At 73.0% G+C, this 20,686-nt stretch carries 22 protein-coding genes and 3 pseudogenes; 17 read left to right on the forward strand and 8 right to left on the reverse strand.

Annotated elements, in window-relative coordinates; translation table 11 throughout:
• On the reverse strand, nt 1-888 hold the full coding sequence (locus KYY02_RS01510; protein WP_371235521.1) for a hypothetical protein: 888 nt from the start codon (nt 886-888) through the stop codon (nt 1-3).
• Nucleotides 889-962: 74 nt separating this feature from the next.
• On the opposite strand from KYY02_RS01510, the gene KYY02_RS01515 reads away from it, so the two are divergent.
• The 4 genes from KYY02_RS01515 (at nt 963) to glmM (ending at nt 5,054) form a co-directional block, all read left to right on the forward strand.
• The gene (locus tag KYY02_RS01515) at nt 963-2,159 is read left to right on the forward strand and encodes a glycosyltransferase 87 family protein (protein WP_371235522.1); all 1,197 of its coding nucleotides are present in this window, start codon (nt 963-965) and stop codon (nt 2,157-2,159) included.
• A 234-nt stretch (nt 2,160-2,393) separates the two neighbouring features.
• A complete protein-coding gene (rplM, locus tag KYY02_RS01520) occupies nt 2,394-2,837 on the forward strand; it encodes a 50S ribosomal protein L13 (RefSeq protein ID WP_048458033.1) in 444 nt (147 codons plus the stop codon).
• A gap of 42 nt (nt 2,838-2,879) precedes the next feature.
• A complete protein-coding gene (rpsI, locus tag KYY02_RS01525) occupies nt 2,880-3,392 on the forward strand; it encodes a 30S ribosomal protein S9 (RefSeq protein WP_371235523.1) in 513 nt (170 codons plus the stop codon).
• Between the two features lie 303 nt (nt 3,393-3,695).
• Entirely contained in the window at nt 3,696-5,054 is a 1,359-nt protein-coding gene (glmM, locus tag KYY02_RS01530) for a phosphoglucosamine mutase (protein WP_371235524.1), read from the forward strand.
• A gap of 113 nt (nt 5,055-5,167) precedes the next feature.
• Here glmM and KYY02_RS01535 read toward each other — a convergent pair.
• Together KYY02_RS01535 and coaA are read right to left on the reverse strand one after the other, a co-directional pair.
• Nucleotides 5,168-5,545: pseudogene (locus KYY02_RS01535) on the reverse strand (DUF389 domain-containing protein); the annotation flags it as partial.
• Nucleotides 5,546-5,561: 16 nt separating this feature from the next.
• Entirely contained in the window at nt 5,562-6,551 is a 990-nt protein-coding gene (gene coaA, locus KYY02_RS01540) for a type I pantothenate kinase (protein ID WP_371235525.1), read from the reverse strand.
• Between the two features lie 212 nt (nt 6,552-6,763).
• Here coaA and KYY02_RS01545 point away from each other — a divergent pair, with 212 nt between their 5' ends.
• Nucleotides 6,764-7,564, forward strand: coding sequence for a hypothetical protein (locus KYY02_RS01545; protein ID WP_371235526.1), 801 nt, complete (start codon nt 6,764-6,766; stop codon nt 7,562-7,564).
• A 112-nt stretch (nt 7,565-7,676) separates the two neighbouring features.
• Nucleotides 7,677-9,524 (forward strand): glutamine--fructose-6-phosphate transaminase (isomerizing), encoded by a 1,848-nt coding sequence (glmS, locus tag KYY02_RS01550; RefSeq protein WP_371235527.1) that lies wholly within the window; start codon nt 7,677-7,679, stop codon nt 9,522-9,524.
• Here the strand turns inward: glmS and KYY02_RS01555 are convergent.
• Nucleotides 9,485-9,694 (reverse strand): DUF397 domain-containing protein, encoded by a 210-nt coding sequence (locus tag KYY02_RS01555; RefSeq protein ID WP_371235709.1) that lies wholly within the window; start codon nt 9,692-9,694, stop codon nt 9,485-9,487. The genes glmS and KYY02_RS01555 overlap by 40 nt on opposite strands.
• An 8-nt stretch (nt 9,695-9,702) precedes the next feature.
• Nucleotides 9,703-10,395: pseudogene (locus tag KYY02_RS01560) on the reverse strand (DUF5753 domain-containing protein); the annotation flags it as partial.
• 129 nt (nt 10,396-10,524) lie between these two features.
• Here KYY02_RS01560 and KYY02_RS01565 point away from each other — a divergent pair.
• The 3 genes from KYY02_RS01565 to KYY02_RS01575 all read left to right on the forward strand — a co-directional run bounded on the left by KYY02_RS01565 (nt 10,525) and on the right by KYY02_RS01575 (nt 11,986).
• Nucleotides 10,525-10,896, forward strand: a complete 372-nt coding sequence (locus KYY02_RS01565; RefSeq protein WP_371235528.1) for a holo-ACP synthase — start codon at nt 10,525-10,527, stop codon at nt 10,894-10,896.
• Between the two features lie 5 nt (nt 10,897-10,901).
• On the forward strand, nt 10,902-11,042 hold the full coding sequence (locus tag KYY02_RS01570; protein WP_371235529.1) for a hypothetical protein: 141 nt from the start codon (nt 10,902-10,904) through the stop codon (nt 11,040-11,042).
• 107 nt (nt 11,043-11,149) lie between these two features.
• Nucleotides 11,150-11,986, forward strand: a complete 837-nt coding sequence (locus KYY02_RS01575; RefSeq protein ID WP_371235710.1) for an RNA polymerase sigma factor SigF — start codon at nt 11,150-11,152, stop codon at nt 11,984-11,986.
• A gap of 80 nt (nt 11,987-12,066) precedes the next feature.
• On the opposite strand, the pseudogene KYY02_RS01580 reads toward KYY02_RS01575, so the two are convergent.
• A pseudogene (locus tag KYY02_RS01580) lies at nt 12,067-12,291 on the reverse strand (hypothetical protein); the annotation flags it as partial.
• A 19-nt stretch (nt 12,292-12,310) separates the two neighbouring features.
• On the opposite strand from KYY02_RS01580, the gene KYY02_RS01585 reads away from it, so the two are divergent.
• The 4 genes from KYY02_RS01585 to tsaE all read left to right on the forward strand — a co-directional run bounded on the left by KYY02_RS01585 (nt 12,311) and on the right by tsaE (nt 16,790).
• The gene (locus KYY02_RS01585; RefSeq protein WP_371235530.1) at nt 12,311-13,744 is read left to right on the forward strand and encodes an NAD(P)H-hydrate dehydratase; all 1,434 of its coding nucleotides are present in this window, start codon (nt 12,311-12,313) and stop codon (nt 13,742-13,744) included.
• Nucleotides 13,745-13,889: 145 nt separating this feature from the next.
• Entirely contained in the window at nt 13,890-15,080 is a 1,191-nt protein-coding gene (alr, locus tag KYY02_RS01590; RefSeq protein WP_371235531.1) for an alanine racemase, read from the forward strand.
• Nucleotides 15,077-16,291 (forward strand): alpha/beta fold hydrolase, encoded by a 1,215-nt coding sequence (locus tag KYY02_RS01595; RefSeq protein WP_371235532.1) that lies wholly within the window; start codon nt 15,077-15,079, stop codon nt 16,289-16,291. The genes alr and KYY02_RS01595 overlap by 4 nt, the downstream gene beginning before the upstream one ends.
• Complete coding sequence (gene tsaE, locus KYY02_RS01600; protein ID WP_371235533.1) at nt 16,260-16,790, forward strand: tRNA (adenosine(37)-N6)-threonylcarbamoyltransferase complex ATPase subunit type 1 TsaE; 531 nt, start codon at nt 16,260-16,262, stop codon at nt 16,788-16,790. Before KYY02_RS01595 ends, tsaE begins: the two co-directional genes overlap by 32 nt.
• A gap of 99 nt (nt 16,791-16,889) precedes the next feature.
• Here tsaE and KYY02_RS01605 read toward each other — a convergent pair whose 3' ends face one another.
• Complete coding sequence (locus KYY02_RS01605; protein WP_371235534.1) at nt 16,890-17,069, reverse strand: hypothetical protein; 180 nt, start codon at nt 17,067-17,069, stop codon at nt 16,890-16,892.
• 164 nt (nt 17,070-17,233) lie between these two features.
• A complete protein-coding gene (locus KYY02_RS01610; protein ID WP_371235535.1) occupies nt 17,234-17,782 on the reverse strand; it encodes a hypothetical protein in 549 nt (182 codons plus the stop codon).
• Nucleotides 17,783-17,901: 119 nt separating this feature from the next.
• Here KYY02_RS01610 and tsaB point away from each other — a divergent pair, with 119 nt between their 5' ends.
• The 4 genes from tsaB to KYY02_RS01630 are packed head-to-tail and all read left to right on the forward strand — an operon-like array spanning nt 17,902 to nt 20,483.
• Nucleotides 17,902-18,555 (forward strand): tRNA (adenosine(37)-N6)-threonylcarbamoyltransferase complex dimerization subunit type 1 TsaB, encoded by a 654-nt coding sequence (gene tsaB / locus KYY02_RS01615; protein WP_371235536.1) that lies wholly within the window; start codon nt 17,902-17,904, stop codon nt 18,553-18,555.
• Complete coding sequence (rimI, locus tag KYY02_RS01620) at nt 18,552-19,133, forward strand: ribosomal protein S18-alanine N-acetyltransferase (protein ID WP_371235537.1); 582 nt, start codon at nt 18,552-18,554, stop codon at nt 19,131-19,133. The genes tsaB and rimI overlap by 4 nt, the downstream gene beginning before the upstream one ends.
• Nucleotides 19,126-20,223 (forward strand): tRNA (adenosine(37)-N6)-threonylcarbamoyltransferase complex transferase subunit TsaD, encoded by a 1,098-nt coding sequence (gene tsaD / locus KYY02_RS01625; RefSeq protein ID WP_371235538.1) that lies wholly within the window; start codon nt 19,126-19,128, stop codon nt 20,221-20,223. Before rimI ends, tsaD begins: the two co-directional genes overlap by 8 nt.
• The gene (locus KYY02_RS01630) at nt 20,220-20,483 is read left to right on the forward strand and encodes a hypothetical protein (RefSeq protein ID WP_371235539.1); all 264 of its coding nucleotides are present in this window, start codon (nt 20,220-20,222) and stop codon (nt 20,481-20,483) included. Before tsaD ends, KYY02_RS01630 begins: the two co-directional genes overlap by 4 nt.
• The last annotated feature ends 203 nt before the right edge of the window (nt 20,484-20,686 follow it).

The following is a 20,686-nucleotide window of genomic DNA, read 5'->3' on the forward strand; positions in this document are numbered from 1 at the left end:
CTACTCGTCCGCCGCCGCCGACGCCTGGGCCACGCCCCGGCGGCGGATCTGGCGGAACGTGAACTCCTGCAGGTCGTCGCCGATGGCGAAGACGGCCGTGTCCCTCGTCGTCACGTCCTTGCCGGTGGTGAAGCCGGCGATGGTGAAGTAGGTGTAACGGCCGTAGGAGTTGGTGGTGGAGCGGCAGACCGCGCCGGAGCAGAAGTCCTTGACGCCGCCCCCCGACAGCGACCTGACGATGCTCTTCTTGTCGGCCTGCCGCTTGGCCCTCGTCGCCCGGGCCTCGGTGTCGAAGACCGCCACGCCGACCGTCACCGCCACGTCGTCCTTGGTGTAGGTGACCCGGATCAGACGGGTGCAGCCGTTGTCGTTCAGGACCTTCGGGAGCGTGGACTTCGCGGCCGAGGCGCAGTTTCCGGTGTCCGCCGTCGGGCCCTTCCTGTACACCGTCCCACCCATGGTCAGCCGGGTACCGGGGAAGAGGACGTCGGGGCTCAGCGGGGCCTTGTCCTTCTCCGCGCCGGCGATGAAGTCCATCGGGTCCAGCGGCGGCGGGGCGCTCGTCGGGGCGAACGACGGGACCGTGCCCGTGGGGCCCGGGAGGCCGGTGTCGGAGCCCCCGGGCGGCTGGGCGGAGGTGCCCGGCGAGGTCCCGTCACCGCCGTTGGACGAGACGACGGCGACCGCCACGGCCGTGCCTATCGCGAGGGCGGCGAGCGCCCCGCCGCCTATGAGCATCAGCCGGCGCCGCTTGGCGCGGGCCTCGGCGGCGTCGGCGAGCGCGGCCCAGTCCGGTGACTGGTTGGAGCCGCCGCCGCTCCAGGGCTGCTGGGAATTCGGTTTCCAGGGATCCCACTGCTGCTGAGGTCCCCCCTGCCCAAGACTCATGGGGCGCATCTTAGACGGGGCCCGGGGCGTGCTGGTCCGTCTCAACGAGGCCCGCAGGCCCTAGCGTTGCCGCCATGACGACGGACAAAAGCGACATCTCCGGGTGGTTGGTGCGCCCCGCGGGCGGACCCCTGTGGGCCGGACTCGCGGCGGTGCTGGGGGCGCTGGCGGTGCACACGGTGCTGGTGACCTCGGGCGGAGGGATGGACAACGCGATCGTCGTGGACGCCGGGCGGACCTGGCTGGCCGGTGGCTCGCCCTACGACGACCGGCACTTCCTCTACTTTCCGAGCGCGGTCGTGGTCGCCGCCCCGCAGGCGCTGCTGCCGCGGGCCGTGCTCGACGTGGCCGTGCCGGTGGCGGTGGTCCTCGCCCTCGTGCTGGGCTGGGCCTGCGCCCTGCGGCTGCACCGGGTGCCGCTGCGCAGCAGGCTCGCCGTCCTCGGGCTGCTGGGCCCGGCGGCCGGCTTCGCGCCGTTCGGGCAGCTGGTGCGGCTGGGCAACTGGACGGTGACGGCCGTGCTGGCGCTGCCGCTGTGCCTGCTGCTGGCGAACCGGGGCCGGTGGGTCGCGGCGGGCGCGGTCATCGGGGTGGCGGTGGCGCTGAAGCCGCTGCTCGCGCCGATGGCGCTGCTGTTCCTCTTCGCGCGCCGCTGGGCGGCGCTGGCGGTGCTGGTGCTGGTGCCGGTGGTCGCCTCGGTGGTGGCGGCGCTGTTCCTGCCGGACCCCACGGGCTTCCTCACCCGTACCCTGCCGTTCCTGCTGAGCGGCGACGACGCCTTCGTGCGGCTCTACGAGGCCTCGCCGGCGGCCGTGCTGCCCCGACTCGGCGTTCCCGGGGCCGTGGCCACGGCGCTCGCGCTGCTCGCGGCCGCCGCGGGAGTGGTGTGCGCGCACCGGCGCTGGCGCGGCCCGGGGCCGGCGGAGCTGCGGCTGGCGGAGACGTCCGCGGGGCTGATGCTCTCGGCGTTCCTGGTGTCGCGCCCCTCCTACGACCACTACCTCCTGGTCGTCCTGCCGCTGCTGCTCGCCGGTCTGCCGTACGCCGGGGCGGTGGCGCGGCGGCCCTGGTTCTGGCTCGCCCTGGTGCCGCAGCTGCCGGGGGTGACCTGGCCGTGGCTGGAGCCGGGCCGGCGCCGGGCCTTCCGTGACTCCTTCACGCTGTGCGCGCTGGCGGTGACGGTCGCCCGTCACTGCGTACGGGGGACGCGGGAGGCGGGCCGCCCGGGTGGGGCGGCGGAGGAGCGGCGCACGGCCGTAGAATCGGTGTAGCCCCTCGCGGACGGAGCTCGTTTTGACCCGTCCGGCCGACGATGGGTATCCTGCATTTTCGTTGTGTGTAGTGGCTTACTCATTCTCACGTGAGGGGCCCTTACACCGGTCCACCGGGCCGATGACCAGCGACCGGCACGCGGTTTGCGTCACCGCAGTGCGGTCAGGGCTGTCGTGATCGTCTTCGGTGACCTTGTCAGGACTCATTCACTGAAGAAGCGAAGGCTACGAACCGTGCGTACGTACAGCCCCAAGCCCGGCGATGTGACGCGCCAGTGGCACGTCATCGACGCTCAGGACGTCGTCCTGGGTCGTCTGGCCTCCACTGCGGCCTCCATCCTGCGCGGCAAGCACAAGCCGATCTACGCGCCCCACGTCGACACCGGTGACTTCGTCATCATCATCAACGCGGACAAGGTGCACCTCTCCGGCAACAAGCGGACCCAGAAGATGGCGTACCGCCACTCGGGCTACCCGGGTGGTCTGCGCTCCGTCCGCTACGACGAGCTGCTCGCGAAGAACCCCGAGAAGGCCGTCGAGAAGGCCGTCAAGGGCATGCTCCCCAAGAACACCCTGGGCCGTCAGATGCTCTCGAAGCTGAAGGTCTACTCGGGCGACCAGCACCCGCACGCTGCCCAGCAGCCGGTGCCGTTCGAGATCACCCAGGTCGCGCAGTAAGTCCGGCCACCCCCTAAGACTGAAGAGAATCTGAGGAGAATCGTGGCCGAGACCACTGCCGAGCAGCCGCTCGAAGAGCTTGACATCGACAGCTACACCACCGAGTCCGAGGTGCCCGTCGAGGGCGAGTACACCTCGGAGTCCATGGCCTCCCAGTTCGGCGAGCCCCAGCCGGCCGCCGGCCTGGGCCGCCGCAAGAACGCCATCGCCCGCGTCCGGATCGTCCCGGGCTCCGGCAAGTGGAAGATCAACGGTCGCACCCTCGAGGACTACTTCCCGAACAAGGTGCACCAGCAGGAAGTCAACGAGCCCTTCAAGGTGCTCGAGCTCGAGGGCCGCTACGACGTCATCGCCCGCATCGCGGGTGGCGGTGTCTCCGGTCAGGCCGGTGCGCTCCGTCTGGGTGTCGCCCGTGCGCTGAACGAGGCGGACGTCGACAACAACCGCGGCCCGCTGAAGAAGGCCGGCTTCCTCAAGCGCGACGACCGTGCGGTCGAGCGCAAGAAGGCCGGTCTGAAGAAGGCCCGTAAGGCCCCGCAGTACAGCAAGCGCTGATCTCGTAGGCGCTCGCGCGTACTCCGAACGCCCCGGCGGCACGCCACAGTGCCGCCGGGGCGTTCGTTTATTCGTTGCTGTGGGCGTATAACGACACAAGGCACTCAAAGGCTAATGTGATCGGATGGTCGGACATCGTCGCTGTGGCGCGTGTCCGCGGATGCGGAGCCGCACTCGCGTCGCGACCGTCGAACACATCACCAGCACCGTCAGCGGCACGACCGTCGACCGCGCGGACGGACCCGGCGCCCGGGCACGGCCTCGGCGACGGTTTTCGATACTGACGCACCCTCAGGAGGACAAGTGGGACGGCTCTTCGGCACGGACGGCGTGCGCGGTGTCGCCAACGCGGACCTGACGGCGGAGATGACGCTCGGCCTGTCCGTCGCCGCCGCACACGTACTGGCCGAGGCGGGCACGTTCGAGGGACACCGGCCCACCGCCGTGGTCGGACGTGACCCGCGCGCGTCCGGAGAGTTCCTGGAGGCCGCCGTCGTCGCGGGCCTCGCCAGTGCGGGCGTGGACGTCCTGCGGGTCGGCGTGCTGCCGACGCCGGCGGTGGCGTACCTCACCGGCGCGCTCGGCGCCGACCTCGGCGTCATGCTCTCCGCGAGCCACAACGCCATGCCGGACAACGGCATCAAGTTCTTCGCCCGCGGCGGTCACAAGCTCGCCGACGAGCTGGAGGACCGGATCGAGTCCGTGTACGAGGAGCACCGCACCGGGGCCCCCTGGGACCGCCCGACCGGCGCCGGTGTCGGCCGTGTGCGCGACTACGAGGAGGGGCTCGACAAGTACGTCGCCCACCTCGTCGGCGTCCTCCCGAACCGCCTGGACGGTCTGAAGATCGTCCTCGACGAGGCGCACGGCGCCGCCGCGAAGGTCTCCCCGGAGGCGTTCACCCGGGCCGGGGCCGAGGTCGTCACCATCGGCGCGGACCCGGACGGGCTCAACATCAACGACGGCTGCGGTTCGACCCACCTCGACCAGCTGAAGGCCGCGGTCGTCGAGCACGGGGCCGCACTGGGCATCGCGCACGACGGCGACGCAGACCGGTGCCTGGCGGTGGACCACACCGGCGCCGAGGTCGACGGCGACCAGATCCTCGCCGTGCTCGCGCTGGCGATGCGGGAGCGTTCCGTACTGCGCTCCGACACCGTCGTCGCGACCGTGATGTCCAACCTCGGCTTCAAGCTCGCCATGGAACGCGAGGGCATCCGGCTCGTGCAGACCGCGGTCGGCGACCGCTATGTGCTGGAGGAGATGAAGGAGAAGGACTACGCCCTCGGCGGCGAGCAGTCCGGCCACGTCATCGTCCTCGACCACGCGACGACCGGCGACGGCACGCTCACCGGCCTGCTGCTCGCGGCGCGGGTCGCCGGGACCGGCCGTACGCTGCGGGACCTGGCCTCGGTGATGCAGCGCCTCCCGCAGGTCCTCGTCAACGTGCCGGACGTCGACAGGTCCCGGGTGGGGACCTCCGCGGAACTCGCCACGGCCGTCACCGAGGCCGAGCGCGAGCTGGGGGAGACGGGACGCGTCCTCCTCCGCCCCTCGGGCACGGAACCGCTGGTCCGCGTCATGGTCGAGGCCGCGGACATCGACCAGGCCCACTCGGTGGCGAGCCGCCTCGCGGACGCGGTGAAGTCGGCGCTGGGGTAGGCGCGGCGGGCTCCGTACGGCGAAGGCCCGTACCCCTGGGCGCTTCCCGTTCCAGTGCTCGTCGCGACACCGGGCAGGACCCCGGGAGCCGGGAAGGGGCCCGGCTCCCGCGTCGTGGCCAGCGTGATGAACATGAGATAGGCGACCGAGAGCGTCGACTCCTCGTGGGTGGCCTCGGTCAGGCGTTCCCACAGCACCGCGTCCGCGCTCTCGCCCGGCGCGTCCTCCTCCGCCCTCTCGGCCCGCTTCGACAGCGACAGGTCGATGTCCTCCACGGCGATGGAACCGCTCGTGTCCAGTCCCAGCCGCTGCAGCCCGCCGAGCAGGTCGTCGCCGGCCTCCCGCGCCACGTCGCACATCACGACGTCCCCGGCGGGATCGCGGGCGGCGCCCGGCAGCACGCACAGGTGCGTGGTGCCGATCGTCCCCTCGACCAGGCGGACCACGGCATCGGTCCTGTCGGCCGGGGTGATCAGGCGCAGGTGCAGCATGGCGGCGGGGGAGCGGTCACAGCTTGCGCAGGCTGAGGCGCTGGACCTTGTGGTCGGGGCCCTTGCGCAGGATCAGGGTGGCCCGGCCCCGGGTCGGGGCGATGTTCTCCACGAGGTTCGGCTTGTTGACGGTGCGCCACATCGTGCGGGCGTAGTCGAGGGCCTCCTCCTCGGAGACCTGGGTGTACCTGCGGAAGTACGACGACGGGTCCTGGAACGCGGTCTCGCGCAGCCGCTTGAAGCGGTTGAGGTACCAGCGCTCGATGTCCTCCGTGCGGGCGTCGACGTACACGCTGAAGTCGAAGTAGTCGGCGAGGCCCACGCGCGTGCGGCCGTCCTGGCCGGGCAGCGCGGGCTGGAGGACGTTGAGGCCCTCGACGATCAGGATGTCCGGGCGGCGCACGGTGAGCCTCTCGCCCGGGACGATGTCGTAGATCAGGTGGGAGTAGACGGGGGCGGAGACCTCCGCCCTGCCCGCCTTGACGTCGGCGACGAAACGGGTCAGCGCACGGCGGTCGTACGACTCGGGGAACCCCTTCCGCGCCATCAGGCCCCGTTCCTGGAGCTCCTTCGTCGGCAGCAGGAACCCGTCCGTCGTCACCAGTTCCACGCGCGGGTGCTCGGGCCAGCGGGACAGCAGCGCGCGGAGCAGCCGGGCCACCGTGGACTTGCCGACGGCCACGGAACCGGCGACCCCTATGACGAAGGGCGTGCCCGACTGGGAGCCCTGCTCGCCGAGGAACGTGTTCAGCGCGCCCCGCAGTCCGTCGGTGGCGCCGACGTAGAGGTTGAGCAGCCGGGACAGCGGCAGGTAGATGTCCCGGACCTCGTCGAGGTCGATGACGTCGCCGAGGCCGCGCAGCCGTTCGACCTCCGCCGCCGACAGGGGCAGCGGGGTCTTGTCGCGCAGCGCGCTCCACTCGGCGCGGGTGAGGTCCATGTAGGGAGTCGCCTCCGGCCGCTGCCGGTGGGCGCTCCGGGGTGTCGGGGAGACCGGAGATATCACAGTCCATTGTTAACGGAGTTCGAACAGGGTGGCGGGTGGGCTGCGTCACGCCGCCCCGCCGCTTCCGTGGCCCTTCCTTGATCACACGGTTGTCACGGTCGCGTACCGGGTGATCTTCTGATGATCATCTGTGCGGTGGCTGTGCTCGGGATCCGCTTGAATTGCGCGCAACGCCTTGCGGAGCCCTCCGCGCCCTCGAGAAAGAGTCCCACGTGAGAACCACCGCCGTCCGCCGTACCGTGCTCGCCGCCTCCGCCGCCGCGCTCGCCCTGCTCGCCACCGCCTGCGGCGGCTCCGGCGACGAGGACAAGGCCGGCGACAGCAAGGGCAAGGGCGACCCGGCCGCCTCCGCCTCCGCCTCTGCCTCCGCCGCACCGGCGGCCAAGGCGCTCACCGCCGCCGAGCTGGAGAAGGCCGCGCTGGCGCAGGCGGACGTCAAGGACGGCAAGGTGACGGAGGTGTCCGCCGCGGAGGACGCCTCCGCCGACAAGGTGAAGTCGAAGGACGCGGCCTGCCAGCCGCTCGCCCAGTTGCAGATGGGCGTGCCCGCGGGCACGCCGGCGGCCACGGTGAAGCGGTCCTGGACGGGTGAGCCGCAGAAGCCGGCCGCGGACGTCAGCCCCGAGGAGGCCCTGCTCGCCGGACTCGACGCGGAGAAGATGATCGTCACGCTCGCCTCCTACGAGGACGGCGGCGCCGAGCAGGTCGTCAAGGACGTGGAGACCGCTGCCGGCAAGTGCGCCGGAGGCTACGCCTACGACGCCATGGGCGAGGCGCTCGAGATCGTGTCCGTCGAGAAGGCCGAGGCACCCGGTGGCGGCGACGAGGCGGTCGCGATCACGGCGTTCGTGGCCGCGGACGAGGGCGTGAAGGCGCCCATGAAGCTGGTCGTCGTCCGCAAGGGCGCCACCGTCGCATCCTTCACCGTCACCAACTTCGCCTCCGCCGCCACCGGCGAGGACTTCGACTTCCCGACGGCGGTCTCGGACGCGCAGCTCGGCAAGCTCGCCTGACGCGTCCCGCGTTCCGTCCCTTCCCACCGGTGCTGCGTGCACCGGTGGGAATTTCCGTTTTCGGGCAGGCGAAGGCCCTTTCCGGCGGCCCTCGGACCGTAGGCTGCCGGGCATGTGCGGAATCGTGGGATACGTGGGGCCGCAGTCGGCGCTGGGCGTCGTGACGGCCGGGCTGAAGCGGCTGGAGTACCGGGGGTACGACTCGGCGGGCGTCGCCGTGCTGACGGACGGCGGCCTGGCCACCGCCAAGCGGGCCGGGAAACTCGTCAACCTGGAGAAGGAACTGGCCGAGCGGCCGCTGCCGACCGGGACCACCGGCATCGGGCACACCCGCTGGGCCACCCACGGCGGTCCGACGGACGCCAACGCGCACCCGCACCTCGACAACGCGGGCCGGGTCGCCGTCGTCCACAACGGCATCATCGAGAACTTCGCCGCCCTGCGCGAGGAGTTGGCCGCGCGCGGCCACCACCTCGCCTCCGAGACGGACACCGAGGTGGTCGCGCACCTGCTCGCCGAGGAGTTCTCCGGCTGCGCCGACCTCGCGGAGGCGATGCGGCTGGTCTGCCGGCGCCTGGAGGGCGCGTTCACCCTGGTCGCCGTGCACGCGGACGAGCCGGACGTGGTGGTGGGCGCGCGGCGGAACTCGCCGCTGGTGGTGGGCGTGGGGGAGGGGGAGGCCTTCCTCGCCTCCGACGTGGCCGCGTTCATCGCGCACACCCGGGACGCCGTCGAGCTGGGGCAGGACCAGGTGGTCGAGCTGCGCCGGGACGCGGTCACGGTCACCGACTTCGACGGCGCCCCGGCCGACGTCCGCGAGTACCACGTCGACTGGGACGCCTCCGCCGCCGAGAAGGGCGGCTACGCCTCCTTCATGCTCAAGGAGATCGCCGAGCAGCCGAAGGCGGTCACCGACACCCTGCTGGGCCGCATCGACGGCTCGGGCTCGCTCACCCTGGACGAGGTGCGCATCCCGGCGAACGTCCTGCGCGAGGTCGACAAGGTCGTCATCGTCGCCTGCGGTACGGCCTTCCACGCCGGGCTGATCGCCAAGTACGCCATCGAGCACTGGACCCGGATCCCCTGCGAGGTGGAACTGGCGAGCGAGTTCCGCTACCGGGACCCGATCCTCGACCAGCAGACCCTCGTCATCGCCGTCTCCCAGTCCGGCGAGACCATGGACACGCTGATGGCGCTGCGCCACGCCCGCGAGCAGGGCGCGCGCGTGCTGGCGATCTGCAACACCAACGGATCGACCATTCCGCGCGAGTCGGACGCCGTGCTGTACACGCACGCCGGTCCGGAGGTCGCGGTCGCCTCGACCAAGGCGTTCCTGACCCAGCTGGTCGCCTGCTACCTGGTCGCGCTGTACCTGGGCCAGGTGCGGGGCACCAAGTGGGCCGACGAGATCCGCGCGGTGGTGCGGGACCTGTCGTCGATCTCCGGTGCGGTGGAGCGCGTCCTGGGGACGATGGAGCCGGTACGGGAACTGGCCCGCTCGCTGGCGGGGAAGGACACGGTGCTGTTCCTGGGCCGGCACGTGGGCTACCCGGTCGCACTGGAGGGCGCGCTGAAGCTGAAGGAGCTCGCGTACATGCACGCGGAGGGCTTCGCGGCGGGCGAGCTGAAGCACGGGCCGATCGCGCTGATCGAGGACGACGTGCCGGTGGTCGTGGTCGTCCCCTCGCCCCGGGGGCGGTCCGTCCTCCGCGACAAGATCGTCTCCAACATCCAGGAGATCCGGGCGCGGGGCGCGCGGACGATCGTCGTCGCGGAGGAGGGGGACGAGGCGGTGGTGCCGTACGCGGACCACCTGATCCGGATTCCGGCCACCCCGACGCTGCTCCAGCCCCTGGTGGCGACGGTGCCGTTGCAGGTGTTCGCCTGCGAGCTGGCGACGGCGCGGGGCAACGAGGTGGATCAGCCGCGGAACCTGGCGAAGTCGGTGACGGTGGAGTAGGTCTTCACCCCGTCCAGGAACGCGGAGAAGGCTCCGGCCGGGAAGGTGAGGGTCGCCCCGGCCGGGGCTTTCGAGTCGCGGACGGCTGTACAGGTGGGGCGGGTCGCGATTTCGACGCAGTCGTTGCCGTCGCCCGGGCCCGAGTAGGACGACTTGCGCCAGTTGTCCATCGAGTGCCTCACAGCTCTTTGATCAGACGGTTGATGAAGTCACGCGAGCGTTCCGGTTCCGGTGACGCGGCTTCAACTTTACGGAAACGCATTCGTTGGGCGCCGAGCTGTGCCTCTGCATCGACAAAGGCCGAGCCGTGAGGCGCGTCGCGTACGACCGTGTCCAGTCTGGCGACGGGGCCGCCCACATAGGTCATGGTGCTTGCGGCGAGGCCGAAGCCGTCCAAGTCGAAGGGGACGACGCGCACGGTGATGTCGTCCGCTTCGGACGAGTTCAGGAGCGCGGTGAGCTGAGCGCGGGATGTCGCGCGGTCGCCGACCCTGATGCGCAGGGCCGCTTCGTGGATCACCAGTCTGTACGGGAAATCGGCTCGCTTGCGTGCCATCCGGTGTCGTACGCGCATTTCCAGCTCGTCATCGGTCAGTTCGGGAACCCTGGCGGAGAAGACGGCTCGGGCGTAGTCCTCGGTCTGCAGCGGACCCGGGACGTACAGGATCGCGACCTCGTGGCGGAACGTGGCGTGGTGGTCAAGCCCGGCGAGGTCGAGGAACGAGGTGGGCAGCCGCCACCGGTACTCCTCCCACCAGCCGCGCGTTCGGTCGGTGGCCATCGCCACCAGTGCGTCGATGAACCCCTGGTCGGTACAGGCGTAGTGGGAGGCGAGTCGGCGCAGACGCTCCTCGCTCACTCCTGCGATGCCCCAGCCGGGGGAAGCTGGTGTGGTGCGAGCTGGGCGCGGCCTGACGGGGTGCGTCCGTGGCCGTCGGGCCACTCGTCGGCGGGCGTCCGCTGCGGCGTGCCCCCGCTCCCGCCGCCGTAAGGTGCCCGCATGAGCATCATCGGAGTCGGGATCGACGTGGCCGAGATCGAGAGGTTCGCGGAGTCGCTGGAGCGGACGCCCGCGCTGGCCCGGCGGCTCTTCCTGGAGAGCGAGCTGCTGCTGCCCAGCGGCGAGCGGCGCGGTGTCGCCTCGCTCGCCGCGCGGTTCGCGGCCAAGGAGGCGCTCGCCAAGGCGCTCGGCGCGCCCGCGGGGCTGTACTGGACCGACGCCGAGGTGTGGTGCGAGGACAGCGGGCAGCCGCGGCTGAGGGTGAAGGGGACGGTGGCCGCCCGCGCCGCCGCGCTGGGCGTGCGGTCCTGGCACGTGTCGCTCAGCCACGACGCCGGGGTGGCCTCGGCGGTCGTGATCGCGGAAGGGTGAGGCCGGTGCCCGTGCCCGTCCTCCCCCTCGCCTTCCCGGGGGCAGGGGTCGACCTGCCGGTCTGGGGCGACGCGTTCCTCGTCGTCGCCGCCGTGCTCACCGTCGTCTTCGCCCTCGTACGGCTGCTGCGCCGACGTCGCCGATGAACGGGTGGAAAGAGGGTGCGTGTATCGCGTGGACGGGGGTAGACGCGTTTGAGCCGGTGCCGGAAGTGGGGCCGAACAAACAGGGAGGGCGAACAGTGACGTCGACGATGGCGCGGACCGACCGAGCTCAGACAGTGACCGAACTGCCGGAGGTCGCCGATCCCGGTCAGGTCGCGCCGAAGGACGCCCGGGAGCTGTCCAAGCAGTTCTTCCGCCGGCTGACGGAGCTGGAGGAGGGCACGCACGAGTACCAGTACGCGCGCAACACCCTCATCGAGATGAACATGTCCCTGGTCCGCTTCGCGGCCGGCCGGTTCCGCAGCCGCGGGCCGGAGGAGATGGAGGACATCGTCCAGGTCGGCATGATCGGGCTGATCAAGGCGATCGACCGGTTCGAGCTGTCCCGCGAGGTGGAGTTCACCTCCTTCGCGATCCCGTACATCGTCGGCGAGATCAAGCGGTTCTTCCGCGACACGTCGTGGTCCGTGCACGTCCCGCGCCGCCTCCAGGAGGCCCGGGTGCAGCTCGCCCGCGCCACCGAGGAGCTGCGCAGCCGGCTGGGCCGCACGCCCACGACCGCCGAACTCGCCCAGCTGATGAGCCTGACCGAGGAAGAGGTCAACGAGGCCCGGATCGCCTCCAACGGCTACAACTCCGCCTCCCTGGACGCCGCCATCGGCAGCGAGCCGGACGGCGAGAGCGTGCTCGCGGACTTCATCGGCACCGAGGACGCCGCGCTGGAACTGGTCGAGGACTTCCACGCGCTGGCGCCGATGATCGCCGAGCTCGACGAGCGTGAGCGCAAGATCGTGCACTGGCGCTTCGTGGAGGAGCTGACGCAGGCGGAGATCGGTGAGCGGCTCGGCTGCTCCCAGATGCACGTCTCGCGACTGCTGTCCCGCACGCTGAAGCGGCTGCGGGCGGGGATGCTCGCCACGAACTGAGGCGACGACGGGTGCGCGGCGGGACGCACGGCGGGGTGCGGCGACAGGGAGCGCCGTACCCCGCCTGTGTGTCTCCGCCAGCAGATCGACCGACCGCTGTTCACCAGCCGGTTGTTGCGGAACGTCGTGTTCTCGCCGCAGGGGCTCTCGCGGATCGACGAGTTGGTCACCATGGGGTTCTGGACGGTGATGTCCCGGTTGTCCGCGAACTCCGAGCGCGCCGCCGGCCGGATCCCGCCGCCGGTGACCGTGCCGCTCCGGGCAGCGAGGTTCACGTCGTAGCAGTTCTCGATGAGGATCGCGTTCTGCGGGAGACTCGGACACATGCGTACTGCGTACAGCGTGGAGACGGTCAGGACGGCGGAACGGGAACTGATGGCACGGCTGCCGGAGGGGGCGCTGATGCGGCGCGCCGCCGCCGGGCTCGCCGCGGCCTGCGCGGACGTCCTGGGGCGGGTGTACGGCAGCAGGGTCGTCCTGCTGGTCGGCAGCGGGGACAACGGCGGTGACGCCCTCCACGCCGGCGCCCGGCTCGCCCGGCGCGGCGCGGGCGTGAGCGCGGTGCTGCTCGCGCCGGAGCGCGCCCACGCCGGAGGGCTCGCGGCACTGCGCCGGGCGGGCGGGCGGACCACGGGCACGGACGGCGCCGACGGGCTGATCGAGCGGGCCGATCTCGTCGTCGACGGCATCGTCGGGATCGGCGGCAAGGGCGGGCTGCGTCCGGAGGCGGTGCCGCTCGCCGACGCCGCCGGGCGGGCGCGGGCGGCCGTGGTCGCCGTCGACCTGCCGAGCGGGGTCGACGCCGACACCGGGGAGGTGCGGGGGGCGGCGCTCCGCGCCGACCTCACGGTGACCTTCGGGACGCACAAACCGGGGCTGCTGATCGACCCGGCACGGGAGTACGCGGGGTCGGTGAGGCTGGTCGACATCGGGCTGTCGCTCCCGGAGGAGCCGGAAGCGGAGGCGTTGCAGCACGCGGACGTGGCCCGGCTGCTGCCGGTGCCGGCCGTCGAGAGCGACAAGTACCGGCGGGGCGTCGTCGGGATCGCGGCCGGGTCCGCCCGGTACCCGGGGGCCGCGGTGCTCGCGGTGGCGGGGGCGCTGCGGGGCGGTGCGGGGGCCGTGCGGTACGTCGGTCCCGCCGGGCAGGCGGTGATCGCCCGCTTCCCCGAGACGCTGGTGTCGGACGGGGGGCCGAAGCGCGCGGGGCGGGTGCAGGCGTGGGTGGTCGGGCCGGGGGCCGGGGACGACGCGGCGACGGTGGCGGAGGTGCTGGCGGCGGACGTGCCGGTGCTGATCGACGCGGACGGGCTGCGGCTGGCGGAGGCGTCGGCGGTCCGGGGGCGGCGGGCGCCGACGCTGATGACCCCGCACGCGGGGGAGGCCGCGGCGCTGCTCGGGGTCGAGCGGGAGGAGGTCGAGGGCGGCCGGCTGGGCGCGGTGCGGGAGCTGGCGGGGCGGTACGGGGCGACGGTGCTGCTGAAGGGGTCCACGACCCTGATCGCGCCCCCGGGCGGGGGTGCGGTGCGGGTGAATCCGACGGGAACCTCGTGGCTGGCCACGGCGGGGAGCGGGGATGTGCTGTCGGGGCTGGCGGGGTCGCTGCTGGCGGCGGGGCTGTCGGCCGTCGACGCGGCGAGCGCGGGGGCGTATCTGCACGGGCTGGCGGGGCGGTTCGCGGCGGACGGGGCGCCGATGGGGGCGCACGACGTGGCGGAGGGGATCGCGGGGGCGTGGCGGAGCGTGGTGCGGGGATGAGGCGGACGCCCCGGGTGTCTCGCCCCGCCGCCCCCGCCCGTCCCGCCCCGGGGGCGCTGCCCCGGACCCCCCTCACCTCGAACGCCGGAGGGGCCGGTTCGGCCGACGGGCAGGCGCGGCGGGGCGCTCTGAGAGACTGGGCGGGATGAACGAGACAGTTGCCCCGGGGGGTGCGGAGCTGCGGGCCCGTGCCGAGATCGACCTCGCCGCCGTGCGGGCCAATGTGCGCACCCTGCGCGAGCGCGCGTCCGGCGCCGCCTTCATGGCCGTGGTCAAGGCCGACGGGTACGGGCACGGCGCCGCCCCCTGCGCGCGGGCGGCCGTCGAGGCCGGGGCGACCTGGCTGGGCACCGCCACCCCGCAGGAGGCGCTCGCGCTGCGCGCGCCCGGCGCCGGGGTGCCCGACGGCGTACGGATCATGTGCTGGCTGTGGACGCCCGGCGGGCCCTGGCGGGAGGCGATCGAGGCCGACCTCGACGTGTCCCTGAGCGGCAGGTGGGCGCTGGACGAGGTCACCCGGGCCGCTCGTCTCGCGGGGCGGCCCGCACGGGTGCAGCTCAAGGCCGACACCGGGCTGGGGCGCGGCGGCTGCCAGCCCGGGGACGACTGGGCGGAGCTGGTCGCCGAGGCGCTGCGCGCCGAGGCCGAGGGGCTGCTGCGGGTCACCGGCCTGTGGTCGCACTTCGCCTGCGCCGACGAGCCGGGGCACCCCTCCATCGCCGCCCAGCTGACCCGGTTCCGGGAGATGGTCGCGTACGCCGAGAGCCGGGGCGTCGCCCCCGAGGTGCGGCACATCGCCAACTCGCCCGCCACCCTCACCCTCCCCGGGAGCCACTTCGACCTCGTGCGCCCCGGCATCGCGATGTACGGCGTCTCGCCCAGCCCCGGGATCGGCACCCCCGCCGACCTCGGACTGCGCCCGGCGATGACCCTCTCCGCCTCGATGGCCCTGGTCAAGCACGTTCCCGGCGGCCACGGCGTCAGTTACGGCCACCACTACGTCACCCCGGGCGCCACCACCCTCGGCCTCGTCCCGCTCGGCTACGCCGACGGCATCCCGCGCCACGCCTCCTCCACCGGGCCGCTCCTCGTCGAGGGCAAGTGGCGCACGGTCGCCGGGCGGGTCGCGATGGACCAGTTCGTCGTCGACCTGGGCGGGGACGAGCCGGGGCCGGGCGCCGAGGCCGTCCTCTTCGGGCCCGGCGACCGCGGCGAGCCCACCGCCGAGGACTGGGCGCAGGCCGCCGGGACCATCGCGTACGAGATCGTCACCCGGATCGGGACCCGCGTCCCGCGCGTCTACGTCAACGAGGGGAACGAGGGGAGCGGCAGGTGAGCGAGGGCATCGCGGAGGCCGCCGTCTCCGCGGCCGGCGGAGGCTGGCGCCGGGCCACCGGTGTCGCGGGCGTCGCGATAGGCGTGCTCGCCACCGGGGCCGCCGCGGGCGTGGCGATAGAGCGGATGACGGTCGGCCGGGGCATGCGCCAGAAGGCCCGGCTCGCCCTCGACTCCGCGGGACCGTACGGCGCGCTGCGCGGCACGCCCGGCAGGGCGTACGCCGACGACGGCACCGAGCTGTACTACGAGGCCGACGACGTCGACCCCGCCCCGACCCCCGAGCGCAGACGCCGGCTGTTCGGCCGCAGGGCACCCGCCCCGGTCACCGTCGTCTTCAGCCACGGCTACTGCCTCAACCAGGACTCCTGGCACTTCCAGCGGGCCGCGCTGCGGGGCGTCGTGCGGACCGTGCACTGGGACCAGCGCAGCCACGGCCGCTCGGCGCGGGGCGCGGCGCAGGTGGAGCGGGGCGAGCCGGTCACCATCGAGCAACTGGGGCGGGACCTGAAGGCCGTCATCGACGCGGCGGCGCCCGAGGGCCCGCTCGTGCTGGTCGGTCACTCCATGGGCGGGATGACGGTGATGGCCCTCGCCGACCAGTACCCGGAGCTGATCCGGGAGCGGGTCGTGGGCGTCGCCCTGATAGGTACCTCCTCGGGGCGGCTCGGCGAGGTCAACTTCGGGCTTCCGGTGGCCGGCGTCAACGCGGTGCGGCGGGTGCTGCCCGGGGTGCTGAAGGCGCTGGGGCAGCGGGCCGAGCTGGTGGAGCGGGGGCGCCGGGCGACGGTGGACCTGTTCGCCGGGGTTATCAAGCGGTACTCGTTCGCGTCCCGGGACGTGGACCCGGCGGTCGCCCGGTTCGCCGAGCGGATGATCGAGGGCACGCCGATCGACGTGGTCGCCGAGTACTACCCGGCGTTCAACGACCACGACAAGACCGGGGCACTCGCCCACTTCGCCGACCTGCCGGTGCTGGTGCTGGCCGGAGTACGGGACCTGGTGACGCCGAGCGAGCACAGCGAGGCGATCGCCGATCTGCTCCCGGAGACGGAACTGGTGCTGGTCCCGGACGCCGGGCACCTGGTGATGCTGGAGCACCCGGAGGTGGTCACCGACCGCCTCGCCGACCTGCTCACCCGCGTGGGTGCGGTGCCCGCACCGGCTACCGTTAAGGGCTATGGAAGCAGCAGCACCGCACGGCCCGGCTGAGCCGACACCGTCCGCGCACTCCGCCGGACTGACCGTCACCTCCCCCGAGCGGATGCGCGAACTGGGGCGCAGGCTCGCCGGACTGCTGCGCGCCGGCGACCTGGTCCTGCTCTCGGGTGAACTCGGCGCGGGCAAGACGACGCTGACCCGGGGGCTCGGCGAAGGGCTCGGCGTGCGGGGCGCGGTCACCTCGCCGACGTTCGTGATCGCCCGGGTGCACCCCTCCCTGGGGGACGGTCCGCCGCTGGTCCACGTCGACGCGTACCGGCTCTCCGGCGGGCTGGAGGAGATGGAGGACCTCGATCTCGACGTCTCGCTGCCGGAGTCGGTGATCGTCGTGGAGTGGGGCGAGGGCAAGGTCGAGGAGCTGACCGAGGACCGTCTCCAGGTCGTCATCCACCGGGCGGTCGGCGACACCACCGACGAGGTGCGCCGGGTGACCGTGACCGGCCTGGGCACGCGCTGGGCGGCGACCGACCTGGCCGTGCTGTCGGCCTGACGGAGGCGTCCGGGCGTTCCGCCGTCCGGGTGTCCTGCCCTTCCTGTCGTCCTGCCCTTCCTGCCGTCCGGGCGTTCGCCCGGCCGGGTGGCCGGGTGGCTACGCCGCCTCGCGGTGGTCCTTCGCCGGTTCGCAGGGGCGGGGTTCCGGCGCGCGGGGCGGGGTGGAGACCGCGGCGGCCGCGGCGCAGGACGCCAGCAGGTCGCGCATCGATATCCCGGGGACCGGCTGGGGCCGCGACTGCGCCGTGGTCCGGCGGGCGCTCTGGTGGGCCGGCATGGACGCCTCCTGAAGGGCGGGGGCGGGCGTGGTTAGGCAGACCTAACAACGAGCTGGATACCATGTGACCACGCCTGGGACACCGAACGCAACATCTTGCCGACGTCTTGTCGGAATGTACGGGTCCCGTTCACGCGATCCGGCCGAAACGCGCACACCGGGACTCACCGTACGACGACGACCTTCCGCCCGATCGTCGCGAAGTCCCACATCGCCGCGCCGTCCTCGCGGGTCTCCCGGATACCGCCCGTCCGCTCCTCCGGGTCGGGTCGCGGAGCCGAACCGTCGACCTCCGCGCTGAACCCGATCGCCGTGCCCTCGACGGACGCGAACAGCACCACGTGCTCGACCGGGACGCCGTCCGACCCGGTGGCCGTGCCGGACCGGGACGTGACCCGGTAGGTGCCCGGCGCAGGGTCCACCGAGCTGGGGGTCACCCCGAAGGTGCGCCGCACCCTGCCGCTCCCCTCGACCAGCCACACCCGGTCGGCGCCCAGCGCGTACACGACCCGCTCGCCGGTCCCCGACCGTGCGGGCAGGGCGGTGGGGTGGTCCCCCTCCCGGGGGGTCTGGTGGAGGGCCGCCGCGGCGCCGGGCTCCGAAGGGCGCAGCTCGGCCGGGACGGTCACCGCCGCCCGGTGGCCGAGGTGGCCGACCGTCGCGAGGGCCGCCGCGGTCAGCCCCGCCACGATCATCGAGCTGGTACCTGTCACCGTCGTCACCTCTGTCCCGTTCTGCACTGTTATGTACACACGTCGATGCGACCGTAGCAGTACGTGACCGGTCGACCCGTGCGGCCGTGGCCCGGGCGTGGGAGCCGTAGGCTGTTTACGTGCTCTTGCTCGCTCTGGATACCGCCACCCCCGCCGTCACCGTCGCGCTGCACGACGGCCACGACGTCGTCGCCTCGTCGAGCCAGGTGGACGCCCGCCGCCACGGTGAGCTGCTGCTCCCGGCGATCGACCGGGTGCTCGTCGAGGCAGGTCTGCGGCTGGACGCCGTCACCGGGATCGTCGTCGGCGTCGGCCCCGGTCCGTACACCGGGCTGCGCGTCGGCCTGATGACCGCGGACGCCTTCGGGCTCGCGCTGGGCGTGCCCGTGCACGGTGTGTGCACGCTGGACGGCCTGGCCCGTGCGGCCGACCTGGAGGGCCCCTTCGTCGTGGCGACCGACGCCCGCCGCAAGGAGGTCTACTGGGCGCGCTACGCCGACTCCCGCACCCGCCTCACCGAACCCGCCGTGGACCGGCCCGCGGACATCGCCGGGCAGGTCGCGGGCCTGCCCGCGGTCGGCGCCGGCGCGCTGCTCTACCCGGACACCTTCCCCAAGGCGCACGAGCCCGAGCACGTGTCCGCCGCCGCCCTGGCCCGGCTGGCCGCCGAGCGGCTGGCGGCGGGCGAGGAGCTGCCCGCGCCCCGGCCGCTGTACCTGCGCCGGCCCGATGCCCAGGTCCCCAAGAACTACAAGGTGGTCACCCCCAAGTGACGGGAACCGAGACGGTCGTGCTGCGCGAGATGCGCTGGTGGGACATCGACGCCGTACTGGAGCTGGAGCGGGACCTGTTCCCCGAGGACGCCTGGTCGCGCGGCATGTTCTGGTCCGAGCTGGCCCATGCGCGCGGGCCCGGGGCGACGCGGCGCTACTTCGTCGCCCGGGAGGGCGACCGGATCGTCGGCTACGCGGGCCTCACCACCTCCGGCGCGGAGTCCGACGGCGACGCCGGCCAGGGCGGCGACAGCGTCCCGGCGGCCGACGTGCAGACCATCGCCGTCACCCGGGACCACTGGGGCACCGGCCTCGGCTCGCGGCTGCTGACCGAGCTGCTGCGGGCGGCGACCGCCTTCGAGTGCGCCGAGGTGCTGCTGGAGTGCCGGGTGGACAACGTCCGGGCCCAGAAGCTCTACGAGCGCTTCGGCTTCGAGACCATCGGCGTCCGGCGCGGCTACTACCAGCCGGGGAACGTGGACGCCCTGGTGATGCGACTGACCGACCCCTCCACCTCCGTGAACCCGGCGAGTCCCGTCGACGGGAACGGCGTACAAGGAACCGAGACCCATGGCTGACGAACCCCTGGTACTGGGGATCGAGACCTCCTGCGACGAGACCGGTGTCGGCATCGTGCGCGGGACCACCCTGCTGGCGGACGCCGTCGCCTCCAGCGTCGACGAACACGCCCGCTTCGGCGGCGTCGTCCCGGAGGTGGCGAGCCGCGCCCACCTGGAGGCGATGGTCCCCACCATCGAGCGCGCGCTGAAGGAGGCGGGCGTCAGCGCCCGCGACCTCGACGGCATCGCCGTCACCGCCGGACCCGGACTCGCGGGCGCGCTGCTGGTCGGCGTGTCGGCGGCCAAGGCGTACGCCTACGCCCTCGGCAAGCCCCTCTACGGCGTCAACCACCTCGCCTCGCACATCTGCGTCGACCAGCTGGAGCACGGCGCGCTGCCCGAGCCGACGATGGCGCTGCTGGTCTCCGGCGGCCACTCCTCCCTGCTGCTGTCCGCGGACATCACCTCCGACGTCCGCCCCCTCGGCGCGACCATCGACGACGCGGCCGGCGAGGCCTTCGACAAGGTCGCCCGGGTGCTGAACCTGGGCTTCCCCGGCGGCCCGGTCATCGACCGGTACGCGCGCGAGGGCGACCCGGAGGCGATCGCGTTCCCGCGCGGTCTGACCGGCCCGCGCGACCCGGCGTACGACTTCTCCTTCTCCGGGCTGAAGACGGCGGTGGCCCGCTGGATCGAGGCCAAGCGGGCGGCGGGCGAGGAGGTGCCGGTGCGCGACGTGTCGGCGTCCTTCCAGGAGGCGGTCGTGGACGTGCTCACCCGCAAGGCCGTACGGGCCTGCAAGGGCGAGGGCGTCGACCACCTGATGATCGGCGGCGGCGTGGCCGCCAACTCCCGGCTACGGGCCCTGGCCCGGGAGCGCTGCGAGGCGGCCGGCATCCGGCTGCGCGTGCCGCGCCCCAAGCTGTGCACGGACAACGGCGCGATGGTGGCGGCGCTGGGCGCGGAGATGGTCGCCCGGAACCGCCCGGCCTCCGACTGGGACCTGTCGGCCGACTCCTCGCTGCCGGTGACGGAGCCGCACGTCCCGGGCGCCTCGCACACGCACGACCACGTGCACGAGACCGCCGGGGACAACCTGTACTCATGACGGTCGCACTGATGTGGGAGGCCCGGTCGGTCCCCGGCCGGGGCGCCGAACTGCTGGCCTGGGCGCAGGAGCGGGTGCGGGAGCTGCCCGAGCGGCCCCTGCGCCGCGAGACCCTCCGCGCCCCGCAGGACCGTGTTCTGGTCATCACCTGGTGGGACGCCCCGTACGACGCCGACCTGCCCGAACTGCCGGAGCCGGAGGGGGATCTGGTCGCCCGCCCGGTGCACCGGTGGCGGTTCGAGTCGCTCGGGGGCGGCTGAGCCGGCGCCGAGGAGTTGCCCGACGAGGTGGACGACAGGATCACGGATGGTCGCCGGCGGAGTACGTCCGCGTCGGAGCACTCCCCGATCGATACGGGTTCGAGCGCGACCCGCAGCCGTACCCGGACGTGCTCGACCAGGTCGCGCCGCGCCTTCCGGCGGGCGCCGCGGCCTGGGTGAGGGAACCGGGGCACCACGACTTC

Origin of the sequence: Streptomyces pimonensis, from assembly GCF_041380215.1 — a bacterium.
Lineage (GTDB): Bacteria > Actinomycetota > Actinomycetes > Streptomycetales > Streptomycetaceae > Streptomyces > Streptomyces pimonensis.